The organism is Ruminiclostridium sufflavum DSM 19573 (assembly GCF_003208175.1).
GTDB classification, from domain to species: domain Bacteria; phylum Bacillota; class Clostridia; order Acetivibrionales; family DSM-1351; genus Ruminiclostridium; species Ruminiclostridium sufflavum.
The window spans coordinates 62,740-81,475 of record NZ_QKMR01000004.1 but is presented as its reverse complement, the minus strand read 5'-3'; the positions used below and the strand labels follow the sequence as shown (position 1 = coordinate 81,475).

The 18,736-nt window shown below is 38.1% G+C and carries 14 protein-coding genes; 1 reads left to right on the top strand and 13 read right to left on the bottom strand.

What is annotated here, in order from left to right; translation table 11 throughout:
* Positions 1–379: 379 nt before the first annotated feature.
* Entirely contained in the window at positions 380–754 is a 375-nt protein-coding gene (locus tag LY28_RS04295) for a metal-dependent transcriptional regulator (protein ID WP_110460947.1), read from the bottom strand.
* A gap of 201 nt (positions 755–955) precedes the next feature.
* Between LY28_RS04295 and LY28_RS04290 the strand changes: the two genes are divergently transcribed.
* Entirely contained in the window at positions 956–2,182 is a 1,227-nt protein-coding gene (locus LY28_RS04290; RefSeq protein WP_110460946.1) for a YibE/F family protein, read from the top strand.
* A gap of 17 nt (positions 2,183–2,199) precedes the next feature.
* Here LY28_RS04290 and LY28_RS04285 read toward each other — a convergent pair whose 3' ends face one another.
* The 12 genes from LY28_RS04285 to arfA all read right to left on the bottom strand — a co-directional run bounded on the left by LY28_RS04285 (position 2,200) and on the right by arfA (position 18,277).
* Positions 2,200–3,057 (bottom strand): TIGR03943 family putative permease subunit, encoded by an 858-nt coding sequence (locus LY28_RS04285; RefSeq protein WP_110460945.1) that lies wholly within the window; start codon positions 3,055–3,057, stop codon positions 2,200–2,202.
* A 90-nt stretch (positions 3,058–3,147) separates the two neighbouring features.
* Positions 3,148–4,758 (bottom strand): permease, encoded by a 1,611-nt coding sequence (locus LY28_RS04280; RefSeq protein ID WP_110460944.1) that lies wholly within the window; start codon positions 4,756–4,758, stop codon positions 3,148–3,150.
* Positions 4,759–4,771: 13 nt separating this feature from the next.
* Positions 4,772–5,761 (bottom strand): CobW family GTP-binding protein, encoded by a 990-nt coding sequence (locus LY28_RS04275; RefSeq protein ID WP_110460943.1) that lies wholly within the window; start codon positions 5,759–5,761, stop codon positions 4,772–4,774.
* 145 nt (positions 5,762–5,906) lie between these two features.
* Positions 5,907–6,347: a Fur family transcriptional regulator gene (locus LY28_RS04270; RefSeq protein ID WP_110460942.1), complete on the bottom strand. Its 441-nt coding sequence runs from the start codon at positions 6,345–6,347 to the stop codon at positions 5,907–5,909.
* Between the two features lie 273 nt (positions 6,348–6,620).
* Positions 6,621–7,142 carry a cob(I)yrinic acid a,c-diamide adenosyltransferase gene (locus LY28_RS04265; RefSeq protein ID WP_110460941.1) on the bottom strand — a complete coding sequence of 174 codons (522 nt, stop codon included), beginning with the start codon at positions 7,140–7,142 and terminating at the stop codon, positions 6,621–6,623.
* Between the two features lie 50 nt (positions 7,143–7,192).
* On the bottom strand, positions 7,193–9,505 hold the full coding sequence (locus tag LY28_RS04260) for an anaerobic ribonucleoside triphosphate reductase (RefSeq protein ID WP_110460940.1): 2,313 nt from the start codon (positions 9,503–9,505) through the stop codon (positions 7,193–7,195).
* 616 nt (positions 9,506–10,121) lie between these two features.
* Positions 10,122–10,310, bottom strand: coding sequence for a hypothetical protein (locus tag LY28_RS04255; protein ID WP_110460939.1), 189 nt, complete (start codon positions 10,308–10,310; stop codon positions 10,122–10,124).
* A 423-nt stretch (positions 10,311–10,733) separates the two neighbouring features.
* On the bottom strand, positions 10,734–10,916 hold the full coding sequence (locus LY28_RS04245; protein WP_110460937.1) for a hypothetical protein: 183 nt from the start codon (positions 10,914–10,916) through the stop codon (positions 10,734–10,736).
* Positions 10,917–11,245: 329 nt separating this feature from the next.
* Positions 11,246–14,443: an AAA family ATPase gene (locus LY28_RS04240; protein WP_110460936.1), complete on the bottom strand. Its 3,198-nt coding sequence runs from the start codon at positions 14,441–14,443 to the stop codon at positions 11,246–11,248.
* The gene (locus tag LY28_RS04235; protein ID WP_110460935.1) at positions 14,444–15,607 is read right to left on the bottom strand and encodes an exonuclease SbcCD subunit D; all 1,164 of its coding nucleotides are present in this window, start codon (positions 15,605–15,607) and stop codon (positions 14,444–14,446) included.
* Between the two features lie 56 nt (positions 15,608–15,663).
* Positions 15,664–16,545, bottom strand: a complete 882-nt coding sequence (locus LY28_RS04230; protein ID WP_110460934.1) for a diacylglycerol/lipid kinase family protein — start codon at positions 16,543–16,545, stop codon at positions 15,664–15,666.
* A 223-nt stretch (positions 16,546–16,768) separates the two neighbouring features.
* Positions 16,769–18,277, bottom strand: coding sequence for an arabinosylfuranosidase ArfA (gene arfA / locus LY28_RS04225; RefSeq protein WP_110460933.1), 1,509 nt, complete (start codon positions 18,275–18,277; stop codon positions 16,769–16,771).
* Between the last annotated feature and the right edge of the window lie 459 nt (positions 18,278–18,736).

The following is an 18,736-nucleotide window of genomic DNA, read 5'->3' as shown; positions in this document are numbered from 1 at the left end:
CTTGACTTCTTAAAGCTAACCTCCGCGCCATTTCTCGACATATAAAAGTCTTTGACTATGCTTTGATTCTTCCAGCTAATCAATTTCTCCGCCACAAATATGCGTTAGCTCTAGCTAACTTTATAGTAAATAATTGGCTAGTTTTGTAAGTAAGTTTAAATCCGACTATAAGTTAGTATTTGCTAACCATATAACAAAAATATTAGTTAGCTCTCACTAACTATTTATATCGTAGCACTGATTTTTTTTTATGTCAATAGATTTTTATCAAGACGCCAGAAGAAAGGACCAAGCAATCATGAGCTATATCGGCACATATTATGTCTACATATTTATATTTATACCAAATACTGTCATAGGTCGGATATCCAGTCTATTTTCAGCTGCATCCGGCATTTTTCATATGCTTCTTTATTGCGTTAAAGCTTTCCGCACTGATTACATGCTCAATTCTGCAAGCATCCTCAATAGCAATATCCTTATCTACTCCCAGCTGAATTAAGCAGTCGGATAATAGAGTATGCCTTTCAAACATAGTCTGTGCGACTTTTTTCCCCTCTTCGGTCAGAGTAATATACCCGTCGATGTCAACACTAATATATCCGTTTTCCCTTAAATTTTTCATGGCCACACTGACACTGGACTTCTTATAGTCAAGCTCTACAGCAATATCAATAGATCTGACACAGCCATTTTTCCGGCTTAAAACAAAAATTGTTTCAAGGTACATTTCGGCAGATTCTTGTATTTTCAATTTAACATCTCCTTTACCAGGTTCTTTACTATATAATTACTATAATAGCACATTCTTTTTTCAAAAACAATTTTAAGATATTTTGCTCCTTCTATAATTCTATTGACAACCATGATTGTGTGTGCTAGCTTAAATTTAATTGTAAATACCTGCTTTTTTATATTATTATAAGTAATTTATGTACAGGAGGCTTTTGATGCAATGATTAATCAGATAAAATCAGTGTTAAACAAAAATCTATTAATATATCTGACTACTATAATTATTTCCATAGTTCTTTTAGTGACAGGAAATAAAATAACTACAAAAAATATAAATATTCTATCCGGAACAGAAGGGATATTAGCTGAAAAGGCCCAAGTTATAAAGATTGTTAAAATTAAGTCCGTCAATTATAACCTGGGCGGAGATAGCCTCGAAGAAGGAAAAGACGTTGTCTTCACCGCAAAAATATTATCCGGCAGTCAAAAAGATACAGAAGTAACAGCCGTGCAGTCAACAGACCCCTTTACGGGAGTTCCCCTGAAGGAAGTTAAGGCGGGAGACAAGGTAGTTTTATACAGACTTGAAAATCAAGGTTCAGAATACGAATATGTACTGGGAGAGTACTTGAGAACAAACTCCCTGATGGTTCTTGGAATTATTTTTTTTGCACTGCTTATATTGTTTGGACGGTTTAAGGGCTTTAACACAATATTATCTCTGGTATTTACCGGTATCGCTATTTTCTGTGTATTTATACCTGCCGTATTGCAAGGCTTTAACATATACTTCTGGTCAATAATCACATGTATATTTATAATCATAATGTCCTTGCTGATTATATACGGCGCCAATAAAAAAAGCCTGTCCGCCGGTATCGGCTGCACAGCCGGAATTCTGATATCAGGCGTATTGACCCTGATAATGAATAAAATATTGTACCTTACCGGATTAGTCAGTGAAGAATCCTTGTATATAATACGTATGAACCCGCAGCATCCGATAGACCTGAAGGCTATTATTTTCGCGGCTATAATTATCGGCGCCGTAGGAGCAATAATGGATATGGCAATGTCCCTGTCCGCATCTCTTGCAGAGCTTCACGAAAAGCTTGAATATTCGCCTTTCAGCCTGCTTGTAAAATCCGGAATGTCAATAGGCAGGGATATGATGGGCACTATGACAAACACCTTAATACTGGCATATATCGGAAGCTCTCTTTCGGCAGTTCTGCTGCTGGTTTCATATAACAGCTCGCTTTTGGAGCTGCTCAACAAGGAAATGATAGTGGTGGAAGTACTTCAGGCACTTGTGGGAAGTATAGGAATACTGTTTACAATACCGTTGACTTCGTTGATTTGCGGATACCTGTTTTCAGAAAGAATAAAGCCTGACAAAAAAAATTCAGCTTTAGCTTCGGAGGAGTATAACGACGGCTGGGATTAAACGCTGAAAAGTATCCATTAATACGGATAAACATATTCATTTTGAGGCTTTGCTATTCTTTTTGCACTTTCTATATTAACAACCGGAACCTTATCTCCGTTAAATTCACTGTTTACTATCGTTCCGGTAAACTCAAACCATCTGTTCTCTCTTAGCTCAGAGGTTTTGTCATATCGTGCCAATAAGCCTACTGTACTCATATCTGCCGCACAGCAGGTCATCATCATTCTTGCCGGAACAAATTCATTTTCCTTAAATTGCTTGTCTTTAAAAACAAAGCCCGTAACAATTATTTTTTTTCCTTCGTACTTTGACGGGTTACTATATATCTCATCAATCCACATAACAAAATTACTGTCATCCATTATAACAGTATTGTCCTTTAATTCCGGTACGCTGTCCTCTTCTTCGGTTCCGTCCATAAAGGATGTATCTGTGTTTTGCTTTTGCTCAGTATCCTCCGATAAAATATTCTCCCCGCTTGAACTTCCGGCACTGTCTATATCGGGAGTTTTACTCCGGGCAGTGCTGCTGCCGGACATAACTGTGCCAGTACTATTTCCAATTGCTACCGAGCCGGAATTTATTTCTTTTACAGGCAGGGAAAACGCCATTATTAACGGTATTATAAAAAACAAATATTGATATAGATTAGTTTTTTCCCTTTGGAGCTTAAAGATATCTTTGAGGAGAAATAATGACATTATAATCATTATTACAATACCAAATTTCAAAAACGGAATAATTCTTGGATGGACAAGCAACTGAATTGTTCCGCTTTGGACAGTTATAAAAAAGAAAAGTGAAAACCCCAATAGTATTATCAGCTTTAAAACCACATCAATATTCAAGCTTCCTGATTTGAACGCCTTCATATCCTATTACTCCTCTCACTTTCCCAATATACAAGGCAGCGAAGCTACACTCTCCGCTGATATTTTCAGCCGTACCTTAATATCCTTATACTATTTTATAATTAAAGCCTGCAAATAAAGTATAAAGAAGGTTACCGCAAAAACAACTGCAATAAGCCTGATAACAAACCCTTTTCTAAAGCTTGCCAAGAGCATAAGCATATTCTTTATATCAATCATGGGGCCAAGAACTAAAAACCCCAGAATTGCGTTTGCAGAAAATTGAGGCATAAAGGTTCTTGCAATAAAGGCATCAGACGTTGAGCATATTGAAAATATAAAAGCTGCCAGCATCATAACCAAAAGTGCCAGAATATCATGTCCCCATACATTATTGAATATATCCTTTGAAACACACGTTTGGAATACGCTTGAAAAAAAGGCTCCTATAATAAGAAACTTACCTACCTGAAAAAACTCAGTGCTCGCATGTATAAATACCAGCTTTATTTTCTCGGCAGGCCCTTTACCGCTTTTTTCACTGCTGCTGCAATACTCACAGCTGCAGGTAATATCTCCGAGATTTTTAACGATAATTGATTTCTTTTCCGGAAAAATCAAAAATACCATACCTGCCACAAGTGCAACCAGAGCTCCAAAAATCACCCTGTAAACAGCTATAGAAGGCTGTTTTGGGAAAGCATACAGCGTTGAAGCTATAACAACCGGATTTACCAACGGAGCCGCAAGCATAAATGTTATTGCCACAGGAAGTGCCACTCCTTTTTTTATAAGTCTTGCGGCAACAGGGATAATTGCACAATCACAAACAGGAAACAATACTCCTGCAAAAATGGCAGTAATAAAACCTATGCCTTTCTTTTGAGGAAAAATTTTCAGCAGGGTCTCACCCGGAATTACAACCTGCAGGACAGAAGATACCAGAATACCAATCAATATAAAAGGAACAGCCTGCATTAAAATACTTAAAAACACTGTATTCAAGGACTGAAGCCACGATAAGGCAACTCCTGCAAAATCAAACAAGCTTAATACCGTATACAGCAAAAATAATGCACTCAGTCCAAAAAATATGTATAACAGCCCATCCTGCAGCTTTTGTTTTCTGACTTCTTCCCCAGATTTAAAGGATAGCTTTTTTACAGAATACAAGCGGCTCTGTTCATCTGCAAAAATCTCTCTTACTATATCAGCGGACTTATTTAATGCTTTTATCGTCTTTTCAATACTATTAAGCTTTTCAGCGGATATATCTTTTATTTTGTTAAGAACAATCAAATCACAGGATGAAATCTGTTCAATATAAACAGAACCGATATTGTTCATATATAAGTCAAAGGTATTTACATCTACGATATTTATTATTCTGTTGCAGATGCAGCTTTTTCTGAGGTATTTCTCCTCAAGCACCTCAAATAAGGAATTAAGCGGTTTCATTCCATTATACTCTATTATAATTCTGTCAGGGCTGTGCTGTTCAATGATATCCTTTAATTCATCATCGCTTATATCAGTATCAAACTTTTTCACAGCTATCTTTTTATTTTTTAACCACTTGTCATCAATTTCCGTCTGCCCTGATTCAAGTTGTAAAATCACTATTTCCCCCTCTGACAGAGCCTCATTTTCCAGCATTTCATTTAGAAACGCAGTTTTACCCGAATCAAGAAATCCTGTTATAATGTCTATCTGTATTTTCATAAAACAACCTCACCTATGCCGGGAAACCAAATATCCTTTTAATTTCCGATTTTTTCAGGTCTTTTCCGATAATGCACATTCTTCCTGTGTAGTCAGCAACGGTATCCTTCATGTCCAATTCTCCCGGAGTATAATCAAATTGGATCCATCTGTCTCCGGTAAGCTGAAGAATTCCCTTTCCTCTCAAAATCATACCAAACTGCTTTTCATTTCCCAACATGTCCAGTATGCCTTTAAGCTCGGCTTCTTTGTACCTTTTTGGTGTTTCAATGCCCCATGTGTCAAATTCCTCATCAGCGCTGTGGTTATGAGAAGCTTTATTACTGCCTCCACATTTGCAGCTATTCTGATGGCCGGCTTTCTTTAAGGTAACTTTCTTTATCATTCTTTCTTCCAGAGACTCGGAAGCATCCTGCTCTGCTACAGTAATTATAGTATCAGAACTAAGACTGTCCCATTCTGTTGTTATAATATTCGCTTTATTATTTAATTCTCTGATTGAATTTGTGATTGTTTCCAGCTCTTTGTTATCAGCTTTTTGTGTGCGGCTTAAAATAATTGTTTTAGCATTTACAAGCTGATTTTTATAAAACTCTCCGAAATTTGAAATGAAAAGCCTGTATTTCAGGACATCTACAACAGCAATAATCATGTTTATTTCAATAATATCCTTAAGCTTGTCAGCTTTACAGGCTTTAATAACATCTGACAGCTTCCCTACGCCGGACGGTTCAATTATAATCCTGTCCGGATTGTATCTCAAGGAAACCTCCTCTATGGCCTTGCAGAAATCTCCTGCAAGAGTGCAGCAAATACATCCCGAATTTATTTCCTTAACCTCGACATTTGACTCTTTAAGGATATTTCCGTCTATCCCTATTTCACCGAATTCATTTTCTATAATAACAAGCTTCTCTTTCCCCAGCTTTTCACCAAGCAGTTTTTTAATCAATGTTGTCTTACCGGCTCCCAGAAAACCTGATATTATATCGACCTTTGTCATAAGACACATCCTTCCTGAACAAAATGGCATATACGACTATCATATACTGTTTTTAAAATTAATACCTTTCAAAAGCCAGCTTAAAAGCTTAAATCACCTAAAAAACAATACATGCCGCAGCGAGGGCTTTCAGCCGTAATTAACTCTAGTCAGCAATATTATTCTGCTTGCAATCTTTACACAGCCCATATATTTCAAGCTTATGACCTGTAATTTCAAATTCTGTCTCAGCCGCCAGCTTTTTTTCATATTCCTCCAAAGGACAGCCCTCAACCGAAAACATTTTTTTACAGCGTGAGCATATTAAATAATGCGTATGCTTTAAGCAATTTAATTCATACAGTGCCTTGTTGGCTCCGGATATATTGGACTTTATAAGCAGGTTTTTGGATACCAGTGATTCAAGAATCCTGTAAACCGAGGACAAATTTATCGCAATATCTTTTTTCTTCAGTTCAAAAAAGATTTGCTCAGCATCAATAGGTTGATCACTATTCTCAATAACTTTAAGAATAGCGTTCCTGTGCTTAGTATTTTTTAATCCTTCCCGCTTTAATATTTCGCTGTAGCTGCCAGTGTCACGCATATAAATCCGACCTTCCAATATATAATGTTTATTATTACTTTACATATTAGCAGGTATATATTAATTTATCAAATTACTCTTTCAGCAAGCAATCAATAATAATTCTTATTTGCATTTGTTTTATTATATACTATAATTTAATAAAATGTAAGAGGCTGCCGCATATTTCTCACTGGTTACTTAATTTTTAATTTTAAGAACTGAGTGAATTTCCGAAAAAAAAGCTTCAAATGGCTATTATCAACCATTTGAAGCTTTTTCACAGGATTTCTGTTAAAATTCAATACCCTTTCTTGCATCGATTCCCTTTGTCATGGGATGTTTTACTGCATTTATTTCCGAAACATAGTCGGCAAGCTCAACCAGCTTTTCAGGTGCATTTCTGCCCGTCATCACTAATTCAAGATGAGACGGCTTATTTTTTACGAAATCAAAAACAAGCTTTTCATCAATAAAGCCGGCGGAAATTGCAGCCATTATTTCATCCAATATTATCATGTCCTTATTATTTGCACTGCTTATGGCAAGGTTAAATAGGTTCAATGTGTTTTCCCGCATTTGTTTATGCTCTTCTTCTGTCATCTGCCATGTAAACTTGCTGATTTTTTTGTCCTTAAGCAGCTCAAACGCGGGCTTGAGCTGTGCAATCACAAGCTCCTCACAGGTTGAACCTCCCTTGCAGAATTGTATCATCAAAACCTTCATTCCGCTTCCGGCAGCTCTTATACCCAACCCTACTGCGGCAGTGGTTTTGCCTTTTCCGTTGCCTGTATATATATGAACTAAACCATCCATCGCCCTTTCCCTTCTGTACAATATCGGCAGTTATTTCCTATACCTTTTCCTTAACAATGCTTTACTCTGTCCCTTTCTTCAGCCTTTTTCGCATCATTAAAGCGATCAAGAGTTCCTACCAGATATCCTGTTATCCTCCTGATTCTTTCAAAGCTTATATCTTCTTCTCTTCTGCCGCACTTTGGACATTCATCGGCGATTATGCCCGTATACCCGCATACAGGGTCACGGTCAACAGGGTGATTTATCGCTCCATATCCGATACCGGCTTCCTTCATGCATCTTATAATCTTTTCAAAGGCCTGAAGGTTTTGTGTGGGATCTCCATCCAGTTCAACGTATGTTATATGCCCTGCATTTGTCATCTCATGGTACGGTGCTTCAAGATTTATTTTCCTGAAGGCTGAGATAGGATAATACACCGGAATATGAAAGCTGTTTGTATAATATTCCTTATCAGTTATCCCCTCTATACTTCCGAAAACCTCCCTGTCCTTTTTGATAAACCTTCCTGACAGGCCCTCTGCCGGAGTTGCAAGAAGAGTAAAATTCATACCGTATTTCTTACTTGCCTCATCCATACGCAGCCTCATATGTCTGATTATGTCAAGGCCAATCTTCTGAGACTCTTCAGCCTCACCATGATGTCTCCCTGTCAAAGCTACCAGACATTCTGCAAGACCGATAAAGCCCATTGACAGCGTACCATGCTTCAGTATTTCCCTAACCTCGTCCTCCCAGCCCAGCTTATCTGAGTCAATCCATATTCCCTGCCCCATCATAAAAGGATAGTTCTTAACCTTTTTACGTGCTTGAATCTCAAATCTCTCTAAAAGCTGATCTATCACAAGATTTATTTTCTCATCAAGCTCTGTATAGAAGTCATTAATATTATTTTTGTTTTTAAGAGCAATTCTGGGAAGATTTATTGTTGTAAAGCTTAAATTTCCCCTTCCGTAAATTATTTCTCGTGAATTGTCGTAAACATTGCCTATAACCCTTGTCCTGCAACCCATATATGCTATTTCTGTCTCAGGCTGTCCGGTTCTGTAGTATTTCAAATTAAAAGGCGCATCTATAAATGAGAAATTTGGAAAAAGCCTCTTTGCGCTTACCCGGCAGGCTAACTTGAACAAATCATAATTAGGCTCACCCTCATTGTAATTTACACCGTCCTTCACTTTGAAAATCTGAACCGGAAATATAGGCGTCTCACTGTTTCCTAATCCGGCTTCAGTTGCAAGCAAAAGGTTCTTTATAACCATTCTTCCTTCCGGAGATGTATCCATTCCATAATTAATAGAGCTGAACGGCACCTGAGCACCTGCCCGGCTGTGCATAGTGTTGAGATTGTGAATAAAAGCTTCCATAGCCTGATATGTATTGTGGTCAGTTTCATATTCGGCCTTGTTTTTAGCAAACTCCTGTGCCTTCACAGCGACAGCCTCTTCCTCAATGATTCTGCTCAGATATTCCTTTTCCGCCCTGCAATATCTGTCCATGTCTCCAAGCAAAGGAGTGATGCCTTCCTTTTCTTCTATCTCATTAAAAATACTATTTAGCTTAGCTTCAATACCGGTATCCTGTAATTGCCATTCCAGTATTTTTATCAAATTTCGCCTATAAAGCTTTCTATATGTTTTTGCTATTCCGGGAGCAATGCCATAGTCAAAATTAGGAATACTCTGTCCGCCATGCTGGTCATTCTGATTGGATTGTATGGCGATACAAGCAAGAGAAGAATAGCTTTGGATATCATTGGGCTCTCTTAAAAAGCCATGACCTGTTCCGAAGCCTCCTTTAAACAGCTTTTTTATATCTATCTGACAGCATGTGGTGGTCAGCATCAGAAAATCCAAATCGTGAATGTGTATATCCCCATTCCTGTGTGCTTTTGAATGTGCCGGCTTCAATACAAACATTTCATTAAACTGCTTGGCTCCTTCCGAACCGTACCTGAGCATGGTTCCCATTGCAGTATCTCCGTCAATATTAGCATTTTCGCGTTTTATATTATTGTCCTTTGCCTCTTTGAAGGTCAAATCCTCGTAAACCTTCATAAGTCTGGTATTCATTTCTCTTATCCGGGTTCTTTCGGCCCTGTACAAAATATATTCCTTGGCAGGTCTTGCAAATCCGGATTCAATCAGCACCTTTTCAACAATATTCTGAATTTCTTCAACATCCGGAATTCTTTTATCCGGATTTCTGTCCAGCTGCTCTGCTACCTTTTCCGCAAGAGCCAAAGCCTTTGTATAGTCTTCCTCACCTACTGCATTTCCTGCCTTAAATATCGCATTTGCAATCTTTTCGATATTAAAGGGTACTTCTCTTCCATCTCTTTTTTTAATTTTAGTAATCATAAAATTTTTGGTACTCTCTTTCCATTAATTTTATATTTGTATATTTTCGCAATAAAACCTCTCATCAATATGCTAAGAGGCCTCAAAATATAAGTACACTGTCTGGTTTATAAGAAATCCAATCTGAATTCCTTATCAACAAACTATATATTGTTGTCTTGATACTATCATACACAATATATTGTGTCAATATGCTATGAGCAATAATATTTTTTCATATGACAAGTATTTATGATAGTTTTCAGCCGGAATTGCCTTTGGTAATATTCTACTAGGTATTTCATGCAAATTTTGTAATATTTGTAAATCAACAAGCACTTTTTTCGTCATTTAAACCCGAATCCTTATACATATTATACGACATAAAGAGATATTTTTCATCATTGCCAATATGGCAATAATCCCTGTATTCTATCGTCTCAAAGCCTTGAACCATATTTGCTTTTTGCAAAAAAACAGGAAACTGCTGCCCAGTGAATAAAATCTATTCCTCGGGCAGCAGTCCTCCTTGATATTCCATCGTATTAACGCAAAAAGCATCAGTCAATATTGGTCAAGTCCTTGACTTCGGCAAGCTGTTCCTGCTATTTACTTCTGTACAACCTCAAGCAATTCCTTAGACATTATCTGGATACCCTCTACAGACGTATCGACCTACTGCCTTGATGCCACTAATTCCTATATTTTGAAGAGCATTCTCATTTATATTTTTTACATTAATAACTAAATCAACCATTTTCTTGCCATGCTTTACTGCCTCAACCGTATCATCTTCTACTATATAAAGCTTGTCGCTTGTTAGCATCGGCAACCAGCTATTATAGCCTATTGTTTTCTTTTTTCAACAAAATAAAATATAGATATAATTACACTACAAATGGCAATAATTACAAATATTATCCCTAGAAATTTTGTTTTAACCTGCAAATAACTCAATCCTATCAGAATTGCACACATAATAGATATAATAATGTTGAATTTATATAATTTAAACTTATCTGTAACCATTTTCATTGCGCTCCCCCTTCCAAATACAAGCTTTAATATTCCATTATTACAATATTTATTGTACATCTTAGCTATAATTCAAATTTAATCCATAAAAGTCTATATCTTTTTAAATAAGTAATAAAAAAGAATATTATATCAGCTACCATCACTTATCAAGGTAGATTAAATAAAATATCCTTTTTTAAACAAAAATGTTTATTATTACTGCTTAGTCATATTAATTCATTGCAAAGGATGCAACACCTCCACCTATAGCAGCAACTCCTGCTACTATAGCTGCACCTCCAGCAAACTTAGTTGCAGTAGTTGGTTCAGGAACAAGTACTAATGCTACTCCAGCAACAACAGCTGCAGCTGAACTAACCTTACCCCAAAAAGTTCCACCATCAATTAATAACATTTCTTCAGATGATAATTTAGTAAAATTAGTGCCAAATCCATTTTCCTAACCTCCATAAAATAAGCATTTAATAAACATACAAATTTTTACGCATTAAGCTTCCGTAAGATGACTTTAAATCTAGGAACTTTTTTCGTAAACAATTATTTTCATTATTTTAACATATTAAGTACTATGTGTCAATTTTTTCGATTGTATCTGAGCAACATCCACTTGAGTAACACTTCCTTTTTGTGTTGCTATTCAGCTACTATATGGTGAGTAATTTAGGAAATGCAATTTATATACAACTTTCTTCTGTTTATTCCTGCTAATAAATCTACAACCATCTACACCACAAATCGTGCAAAGCTGCCCTTCCTATCCGGGCAAACCTCTAAAACACTTTGGATTCTGTCTCTCAAATCGGCGACATGAGAAATAACACCCACAAGTCTGCCGGTTTTTTGAATAGCAACGAGACATTGTATCGCACCGTCAAGTGATTCCTGATCAAGAGAGCCAAACCCTTCATCAACAAACAGCGTATCCAGACTGATACCTCCTGAATAAGACTGAACAATATCCGCCAACCCGAGGGCTAATGAAAGAGAAGCCTTAAAACCCTCCCCGCCTGACAGAGTTTTAACATGCCTTGCTTTTCCTGTGTAGTTGTCAAACACCTCAAGCTCCAATCCCTGCTGTGCACGTCCCTTACTTTTATCCTCTTTTCTTTTGAGAAGATATCTGGAGCCTGTCATTTTTTCCAGTCTCAGATTTGCCGCAGTAATTATTTCATCAAAATATGCCGCTAAAACATATCTTTCAAAGGTAAGTCTTTGCTCGTTATCCCCCTTTGTTACTCTATACAGCTCTCCAACTATTCTGTATTTCTCTTCAAGGACATTCAGCTTCTCCAGTATTGCCTCCAGCTGTTTTAGTGCCTTATTGTTATTAGTAACTCTTGAAAATACAATATTCTGCTTGTTCTGCAGTATCTTCTGCTCCTCAACAAGTAAATTATATTCCGCAGCCAATACTTCTGTATCTTGAGCTTCAAGGCTCTTGGTTTCTTCCCTCAAGCGCATAAGCATATCCTTCAAGGACTTTAATTTCTGATAGAAAATGTTTATTTCTTCTTGCAAAGCAAGTATATCGGCTTGAGTCCTTTTCATTTTCAGATAATGGGCATAGTCCTCAAAGCCCTCTGTTATCAGCCTATCCTGTAAAAGCTTATCTAATCCGTTGCTTTCCTCAATGTTCTCATTTAAAGATGCCTTCTTTACAGCCACAGCCTTTTCCGAGCTGTCAAGCAGCTCCTTTGCAAGCTCGGCAGACTTCTCCGCTTTTTTTAATTCTTCTGCAAGTTTCTGAATATTACATTTTTTCTCCTCTATCCGGGCATTAAGTGAAGCTACTGACCGTATTTCCTCAGAAACCTCCTCTTCAATGCCTGATACAGCTGCTCTTAGCCTTGCAAGCTCCTCTGCCGAGGCAGACTTCTGCTGATTCATGCTGTTAATATTTGCTTCCAGTACCTCAATTTCCGTTAACGTTCCATTATAACAATCTTCAATTGCAGCTTTCTTATTAACAAGCTCCTGCTTTTCTTTATGCTTTGAAATTAACGCCAATGTCTCTGCTTTAAGCCCCTTGCCCTTATTTATTATCTTAGCTTTAAACAGCTCAAGACTCTCATTTGTAAACTCCGTTATTACGGCAGCTTCGGTTTCCTCAGATTCCATGTGTTTACAGCTGCTATTATCTGATATTCCTATAGTCTGGGTCTCAATGGCAGATATTTTATTTTTTATTTCAAGCTTCCTGCTTTCAATATTGCCTCTTAGCTCTGATATGATTTTAAGCCTGTCCGTCCTCTGCTCTCCCAGATCTGAAAATTTTTGCTTCAGCTTCTTGAGCTGTTCCTCGCCGGGTATGTTATCCATGCTTTTTGCCGGATTTGGATGCTCTAGCGCTCCGCAAACAGGGCATGGAATATTTGTCCTCAAAGTTTTTGCCAATATCCCGGCTTGTCCCAGTATATAGCTATCCTCCAGCTGCTCCAGCTTACTTCTGAAAGCTGTGAAATCCGTATCAAAGGCTCCAAAATCGGTCTTTTTTGTTTCAAACAGCATAGTCTGCTCAATATAAGCAGTAATCAGCTTATTCAAACTGTCAAGCTCAATTAAAAGCTTCTTTTTTTCTGAGATTTCCTTTTCAAGCCTTGCACATTCGGACTCATTGGCATAAAGCTGTTTAAGGGTTTCCTCCTGTTCCCTTAGGCTTTTCTTTTTAAGCTCCAAAGCCTTTATGCTTTTTTCCAAGGTGTCAGATATCTCAAGGTTTTTTGTTTTCGCAGCCCTCAATACCTTCATATTTTTATCGTACTGAATAACCTTCGGAAGCATATTGCCGAGAAGAGATAGCTCTGCCTCATAACTTTTTATGCTTAGCTCCTTTTCCTTTTCAAGATTAAGCAGCTCCTTGCAGCTTTCATAGTCCCTTCTGCTTTTCTCAGCCTGCTGCTTTGCAATAAGCAATTCCTCAGTTTTTATCTTAACGGCTTGTTTGGATTTTTTGAACTGTTCGTCAATTTCGTTAATAGGCAGGGCCTTTCTTGCATATTCCAAATCACGCTCCTTTTGAGAGAAGGCATCTTTTCCTTCACGGGCGGCAGCATACGCTTTGCTTATTTCCTCCTTATCCTCAAGCTTCTTGTTTATTTCATTGCCCTTTGCTATCTCCTCCTTTAAGGCTCCCTGCCTTAAAGTTATAACTTCAAGCTGCGAGCTGTGCAAGCGCAGCTTCTCGGTATCTCCTTCTGACAAGGACCTTATCCCCTCTATAAATAAAGCTGTATTAACGCTCTTGCCGGCACGTACTTCTTCCAGCTCCTGATTATCTCCGCAGTCAAAATGCTTTATGTATGTATCAATTTGAGTTTTTAAATCGTGAACAGACCTATATAGGCCCCGGCTCTCCTCTTCCAGCCTCGTTTGAATTTCAGCAAAGGCCTCCGTCCCGAATATTTTTCTGAATATAACCTCCCTGTCATTGCTGTCTGCCTCCAGCAGCTTTCTGAACTCCCCCTGCGGAAGCATAACAATTTGCTTAAACTGGGATTTGTTTATACCCAAAAGCATATTTATTTTTTCGTCTACATTGAAAATTTTTGTAATAAGCGATCCATCCGGCATCAGCAGCTCAGCATCGGCACTTCTGATTGTTACTCCGTTTCCCCTGAGCTTTTTTTGCTCTTGCTGCGGTGACCTTTTTATTTTATAGCTTTTGTCTCTTAATTCAAATTCAAGCTCCACAAAGGTTTCTGTATCCGGCTCCGCAAAATCGCTTCTCAAGCTGTCTCTGTCGCGGCTGCTTCCGGATGGCTCACCGAAAAGTGCAAAGCTTATGGCATCAAAAATTGTAGTCTTGCCTGAGCCTGTAGGTCCCGAAATTACAAAAATCTGCTCCTTCAGCTGCGTAAAGTCTATTTCCTGTACGCCTGCATATGGCCCAAATGCACTGATTGCCAGCTTTAATGGTTTCATTTAAACACCTTCCCTGTCTACCTCTCCGATTATCCGTTCCATAATTTTTGTTTGCTCATCTCCCGGCGGCTCTCCCTGCATAGCATCATAAAACTCTTTAAACAGGTCAAGCTTTGATTTAGTTTTGTATCCCTCTGCGGCAGAAGTATTGCTTTCCTGTTTTTGATTAATGCTTTCCCTGCTGAGTCCCATAATATTCGGATATACTGTCCTGAGCTTTGAAATCGGGTCAATAAGCTCTCCTTTATCAGTCAGAACCGCATAGATATAATCCTCGGTGTTTGCACTTTTGTATACCTCCGGGCTTAATAGTCCATCGAGGGGGCCTTTAATTATTCTCATATCTCTTTTTGAAACAAGAGGGACAAAGGTTGTACAGGCCTTCCCTTCACCGTTGATATCAACGAGGTTTACACCCTTGCGCTGATTAACCTCGGAAAACGAATATTTAAGTATGGAGCCTGAATATCTGATGCTTTCTTCTCCGGCCTTTTGAGGCGCATGCAGGTGTCCGAGAGCAGAATAATTGAAAATCCTGAAATAATCGGAGCTCACAAATTCAGTCCCTCCGATACTGAGCGGTCTCTCTGACTCGGAAATGAATTCAGCCTGCTCACCCATACGGGTAATATACCCATGAGTTATCATAACATTTCTCTCATCAGGCTTTATAGCCTGTCCAATCATATCAATTATTTTTTTCATGGCATCATCATGTGTAGAAATTTTATTATCAGCATATATATGACTTACATTTCTGGGATCGGTATAGGGTAGCATATAGAAGTTTACAGGCCCGAATTCATCCTGCAGTGTAATACAGTGAATATTTCCGTTAAATCCGCCTGCAATGTGAAGACCGTTATTTGTAAGTATCCTGCTTGCAAATGATAATCTCTCCGCACTGTCATGATTTCCTGCAATAGCCAGAACAGGTATCCTCAAATCCAGAAGAAGCCTGTTAAAAACCTCATCAACCAGCTCCACTGCCTCTACAGGCGGTATACTCCTGTCATAAATATCACCGGCAATTATTACCGCATCAGGTTTTTCCTTCTCCACTACAGATATAAGCTGTTGCAGTATATACTTCTGCTCTTCCAGCATACTGTACTCATTTACTATTTTTCCGATATGCCAGTCGCCTGTGTGAATTATTCTCATTTGGCACTCCTTAATGTATCTGTTTAAAGGGTAAATTCCCATTTTAAAAATCATGGCTAATCAGGAATAATCACATTTATACCCTTGTTAATTATCTCAAATTCTATTTCCGAAGAAGGCATTATCTCTCCATCTATATTAAGCCGAAGCTCTGCATTACTTTCTATTTTTATATTCTTTCCCCTATAGAAGCTTACCTCCTCCAATTGTCTGTGCTCACCCTTAATATACTTTGGGAACAGGCTTAATATCCGAAATCTGCTTACTCCGGTTATCAGGCATATATCAAGGAAGCCATCGTCTATTTCCGCCTCCGGTGCGGCCATTATCCCGCCTCCATAAAATCTTCCGTTTGCAATAGCAGCAAGAAGAATTTTAAGCTCCATTTCCTTGTTGTCTATATATATTTTAACAGGGAATATCTTTTTTTTCAAAACCGTATAGATAATTGAAATAATATATGCCATACTGCCTGTAACTCCCGGCACTCTTTTAAATTTGCCTGCGTTAAACACAACATCCGCATCAAACCCAATTGAAGATATATTTATAAAATATTTATCATTAACTCTGGCTAAATCAATGCTTTTTTCTTTCCCGTTAATTGTTCTCTCCAGCATCTCCCTTATATCATAAACTAATGCTATACTCCGTATAAAGTCATTTCCCGACCCTGTAGGTATAATCCCCAGAGATGACCGGGAACCTGCCATTCCATTTACTACTTCATTTACAGTACCGTCCCCGCCTACAGAATATATCCTGCAGGCTCCCATGCCGGAATACTCCCTCGCAATTTCCGTTGCATGTCCGGGATAAGCCGTAACTCTTATTATGAATTCTTCGCCTTTATCCTTGAAAAGGTCGTTAATAACAGGAAGCAGTTCAATTGCTTTTCCTTTCCCTGCTTTTGGATTAATAATGAAAATATGTTTCATCCAGACCCCCATAATTGAATTTAACCTAAGCTTAAAAGCACTGCTTAAGTCTCCCATATCATAGTATAAAAAGCAACAATAATTATTAAAGGACTTCGTCAGGAAAATCAAAGCTTTAACTGTAATTTACCTTGTGAAGTCCTTTATTTACAACGCCTGATAAAAGTCATCTGCTATCGGCTAAAGAACCGATGATATCGGGACATAGTAATTTATATTATTTTCATTCTGCCTTTCTTAATCTTATTACATTCCATGATAAGCTTTTAATTGAGGCTTTCACATTCCCATCCTCCACAGATGCATTTCCATTATCCGAGGGGACAACATTATTTGGATTCTCCTTCGTATTTGAAGCCTTAATATCACTGCTTTCTAATATAATATGCTTAGTGACCCCAAATGTACCAAATCCATTAAGCTCTATGTCAAGTGTAATATCCTCCTCAGTATCCTTGTTTACAGCAAATATTGTTATTTCTTTATTATCCTCACTGACAACAGCCACCGCATCTATACATGGAACATCTGTAAAATCCCTGCTGTCATATTTAGGTGATTTGATAATTGAGTTCAGTACCGTTCCTCTTCCAAAAACAGATGCATGAAGATATGGATAAAAGATTGTCTGCCTCCAAGCACTGCCTCCGTTTTCAGTCATAATCGGTGCAATAACATTAACAAGCTGGGCAAGGCACGCTATTTTTACACGGTCTGCATTCTTCAGAAGTGTTATAAGCATACCTCCGACCACAAGTGCATCTTCAAAGGTGTATACGTCCTCAAGCTGGCGAGGTGCCACAGACCATCTCTCAATCTTCCTGTCTTCCTCGTTTGAATGAAACCATACATTCCACTCATCAAAAGAAAGCTTTATTTTTTTCTTGCTGTGCTTTTTCGCCTTTACATAATCACAGGTTGCAGCTACAGCTTTTATAAAAGCATCCATATCCAAGGTTCTTGCAAGGAAGTTCTTTATATCGTTATCGGCATTCCCGTAATAAGTATGCAGAGAAATATAATCAACATGCTCATAGGTATTCTCAAGTACCGTTGCTTCCCATTGTCCAAATGTGGGCATTCCGCTGCCCGAGCTCCCGCAGGCCACAAGCTCTATTTCCGGATCCACCCACTTCATCATCTTTGCAGTCTCACACGCCAGTCTCCCGTACTCCTGAGCAGTCTTTGCACCTATCTGCCAAGGACCGTCCATCTCATTTCCCAGACACCAGGTTTTTATATTGTGAGGCTTTGCATATCCGTGTAATTTTCTTAAGTCACTCCAATACGTACCCTCAGGATGGTTGCAGTATTCAACTAAATTTCTGGCGGCATCGGCTCCTCTTGTCCCCAGGTTCACTGCCATCATTATATCAGCTCCGGCTTCTTTTGCCCACGTGCAAAATTCGTTTGTTCCCACAGCATTTGTCTCAATTGCAGCCCATGACAGCTCCGTGCGTTTAGGTCTTTTATCAACAGGGCCGACTCCGTCTTCCCAATTATAACCCGAAACAAAGTTTCCACCCGGATACCGAATTATCGGCACTTGCAATTCCTTAACCATTTCTGCGACATCCCGGCGGAACCCGGTTTTGCCGGCAGCAGGATGATTAGGCTCGAATATTCCGCCATAAACAGCTCTGCCTAAATGCTCAATAAATGAGCCATATATCCTCTTGTCAACTTCTCCCACAACATAGTCCTTGTTTAATATCATTTTTGCGGTATTCATAAGAAACCTCCAAACCCTTTACGGCATTAAAATATTTAAAATTAATTGTGAAAAGCCTAAGTTTACCTGTTGAACAGACCTAGTCATTTATATTCGTGTAAATACCTCATTTATGAATTATAACCACCCTTCGGCAGCTGTTACCTGCGGAAAATAACAATTTCTATAAAGTCAATCAAGGCTTAACGCCTTAGAAACTATATTTATATTAAGAATATTTTATATCATTTTTTTAGGCTAATATTGCTTTTAAACTGGTTTTTCAGTCGACAGCAATTGAATTTAATGCTTCTATCATGTAAGTAAAAATATTCCCAATGCTATTTTAAAAATAACTGTACAACTTAAATATAACTTTATTTTTATTATTAATTTTATACCTGTTCCGCATATTTAATTTAATAATTCTATCATAATGTCAGTAAAATATGATGTCAATAGCATTTAACAATATAATCA

Bases quoted from the DNA above. Each gene is read 5' to 3' on its own strand.
- LY28_RS04290 (WP_110460946.1), top strand. From the start codon at position 956: ATGATTAATCAGATAAAATCAGTGTTAAACAAAAATCTATTAATATAT.
- LY28_RS04285 (WP_110460945.1), bottom strand. From the start codon at position 3,057: ATGAAGGCGTTCAAATCAGGAAGCTTGAATATTGATGTGGTTTTAAAG.
- LY28_RS04280 (WP_110460944.1), bottom strand. From the start codon at position 4,758: ATGAAAATACAGATAGACATTATAACAGGATTTCTTGATTCGGGTAAA.
- LY28_RS04275 (WP_110460943.1), bottom strand. From the start codon at position 5,761: ATGACAAAGGTCGATATAATATCAGGTTTTCTGGGAGCCGGTAAGACA.
- LY28_RS04270 (WP_110460942.1), bottom strand. From the start codon at position 6,347: ATGCGTGACACTGGCAGCTACAGCGAAATATTAAAGCGGGAAGGATTA.
- LY28_RS04265 (WP_110460941.1), bottom strand. From the start codon at position 7,142: ATGGATGGTTTAGTTCATATATATACAGGCAACGGAAAAGGCAAAACC.
- LY28_RS04260 (WP_110460940.1), bottom strand. From the start codon at position 9,505: ATGATTACTAAAATTAAAAAAAGAGATGGAAGAGAAGTACCCTTTAAT.
- LY28_RS04255 (WP_110460939.1), bottom strand. From the start codon at position 10,310: ATGCTAACAAGCGACAAGCTTTATATAGTAGAAGATGATACGGTTGAG.
- LY28_RS04245 (WP_110460937.1), bottom strand. From the start codon at position 10,916: ATGTTATTAATTGATGGTGGAACTTTTTGGGGTAAGGTTAGTTCAGCT.
- LY28_RS04240 (WP_110460936.1), bottom strand. From the start codon at position 14,443: ATGAAACCATTAAAGCTGGCAATCAGTGCATTTGGGCCATATGCAGGC.
- LY28_RS04235 (WP_110460935.1), bottom strand. From the start codon at position 15,607: ATGAGAATAATTCACACAGGCGACTGGCATATCGGAAAAATAGTAAAT.
- LY28_RS04230 (WP_110460934.1), bottom strand. From the start codon at position 16,545: ATGAAACATATTTTCATTATTAATCCAAAAGCAGGGAAAGGAAAAGCA.
- arfA (WP_110460933.1), bottom strand. From the start codon at position 18,277: ATGAATACCGCAAAAATGATATTAAACAAGGACTATGTTGTGGGAGAA.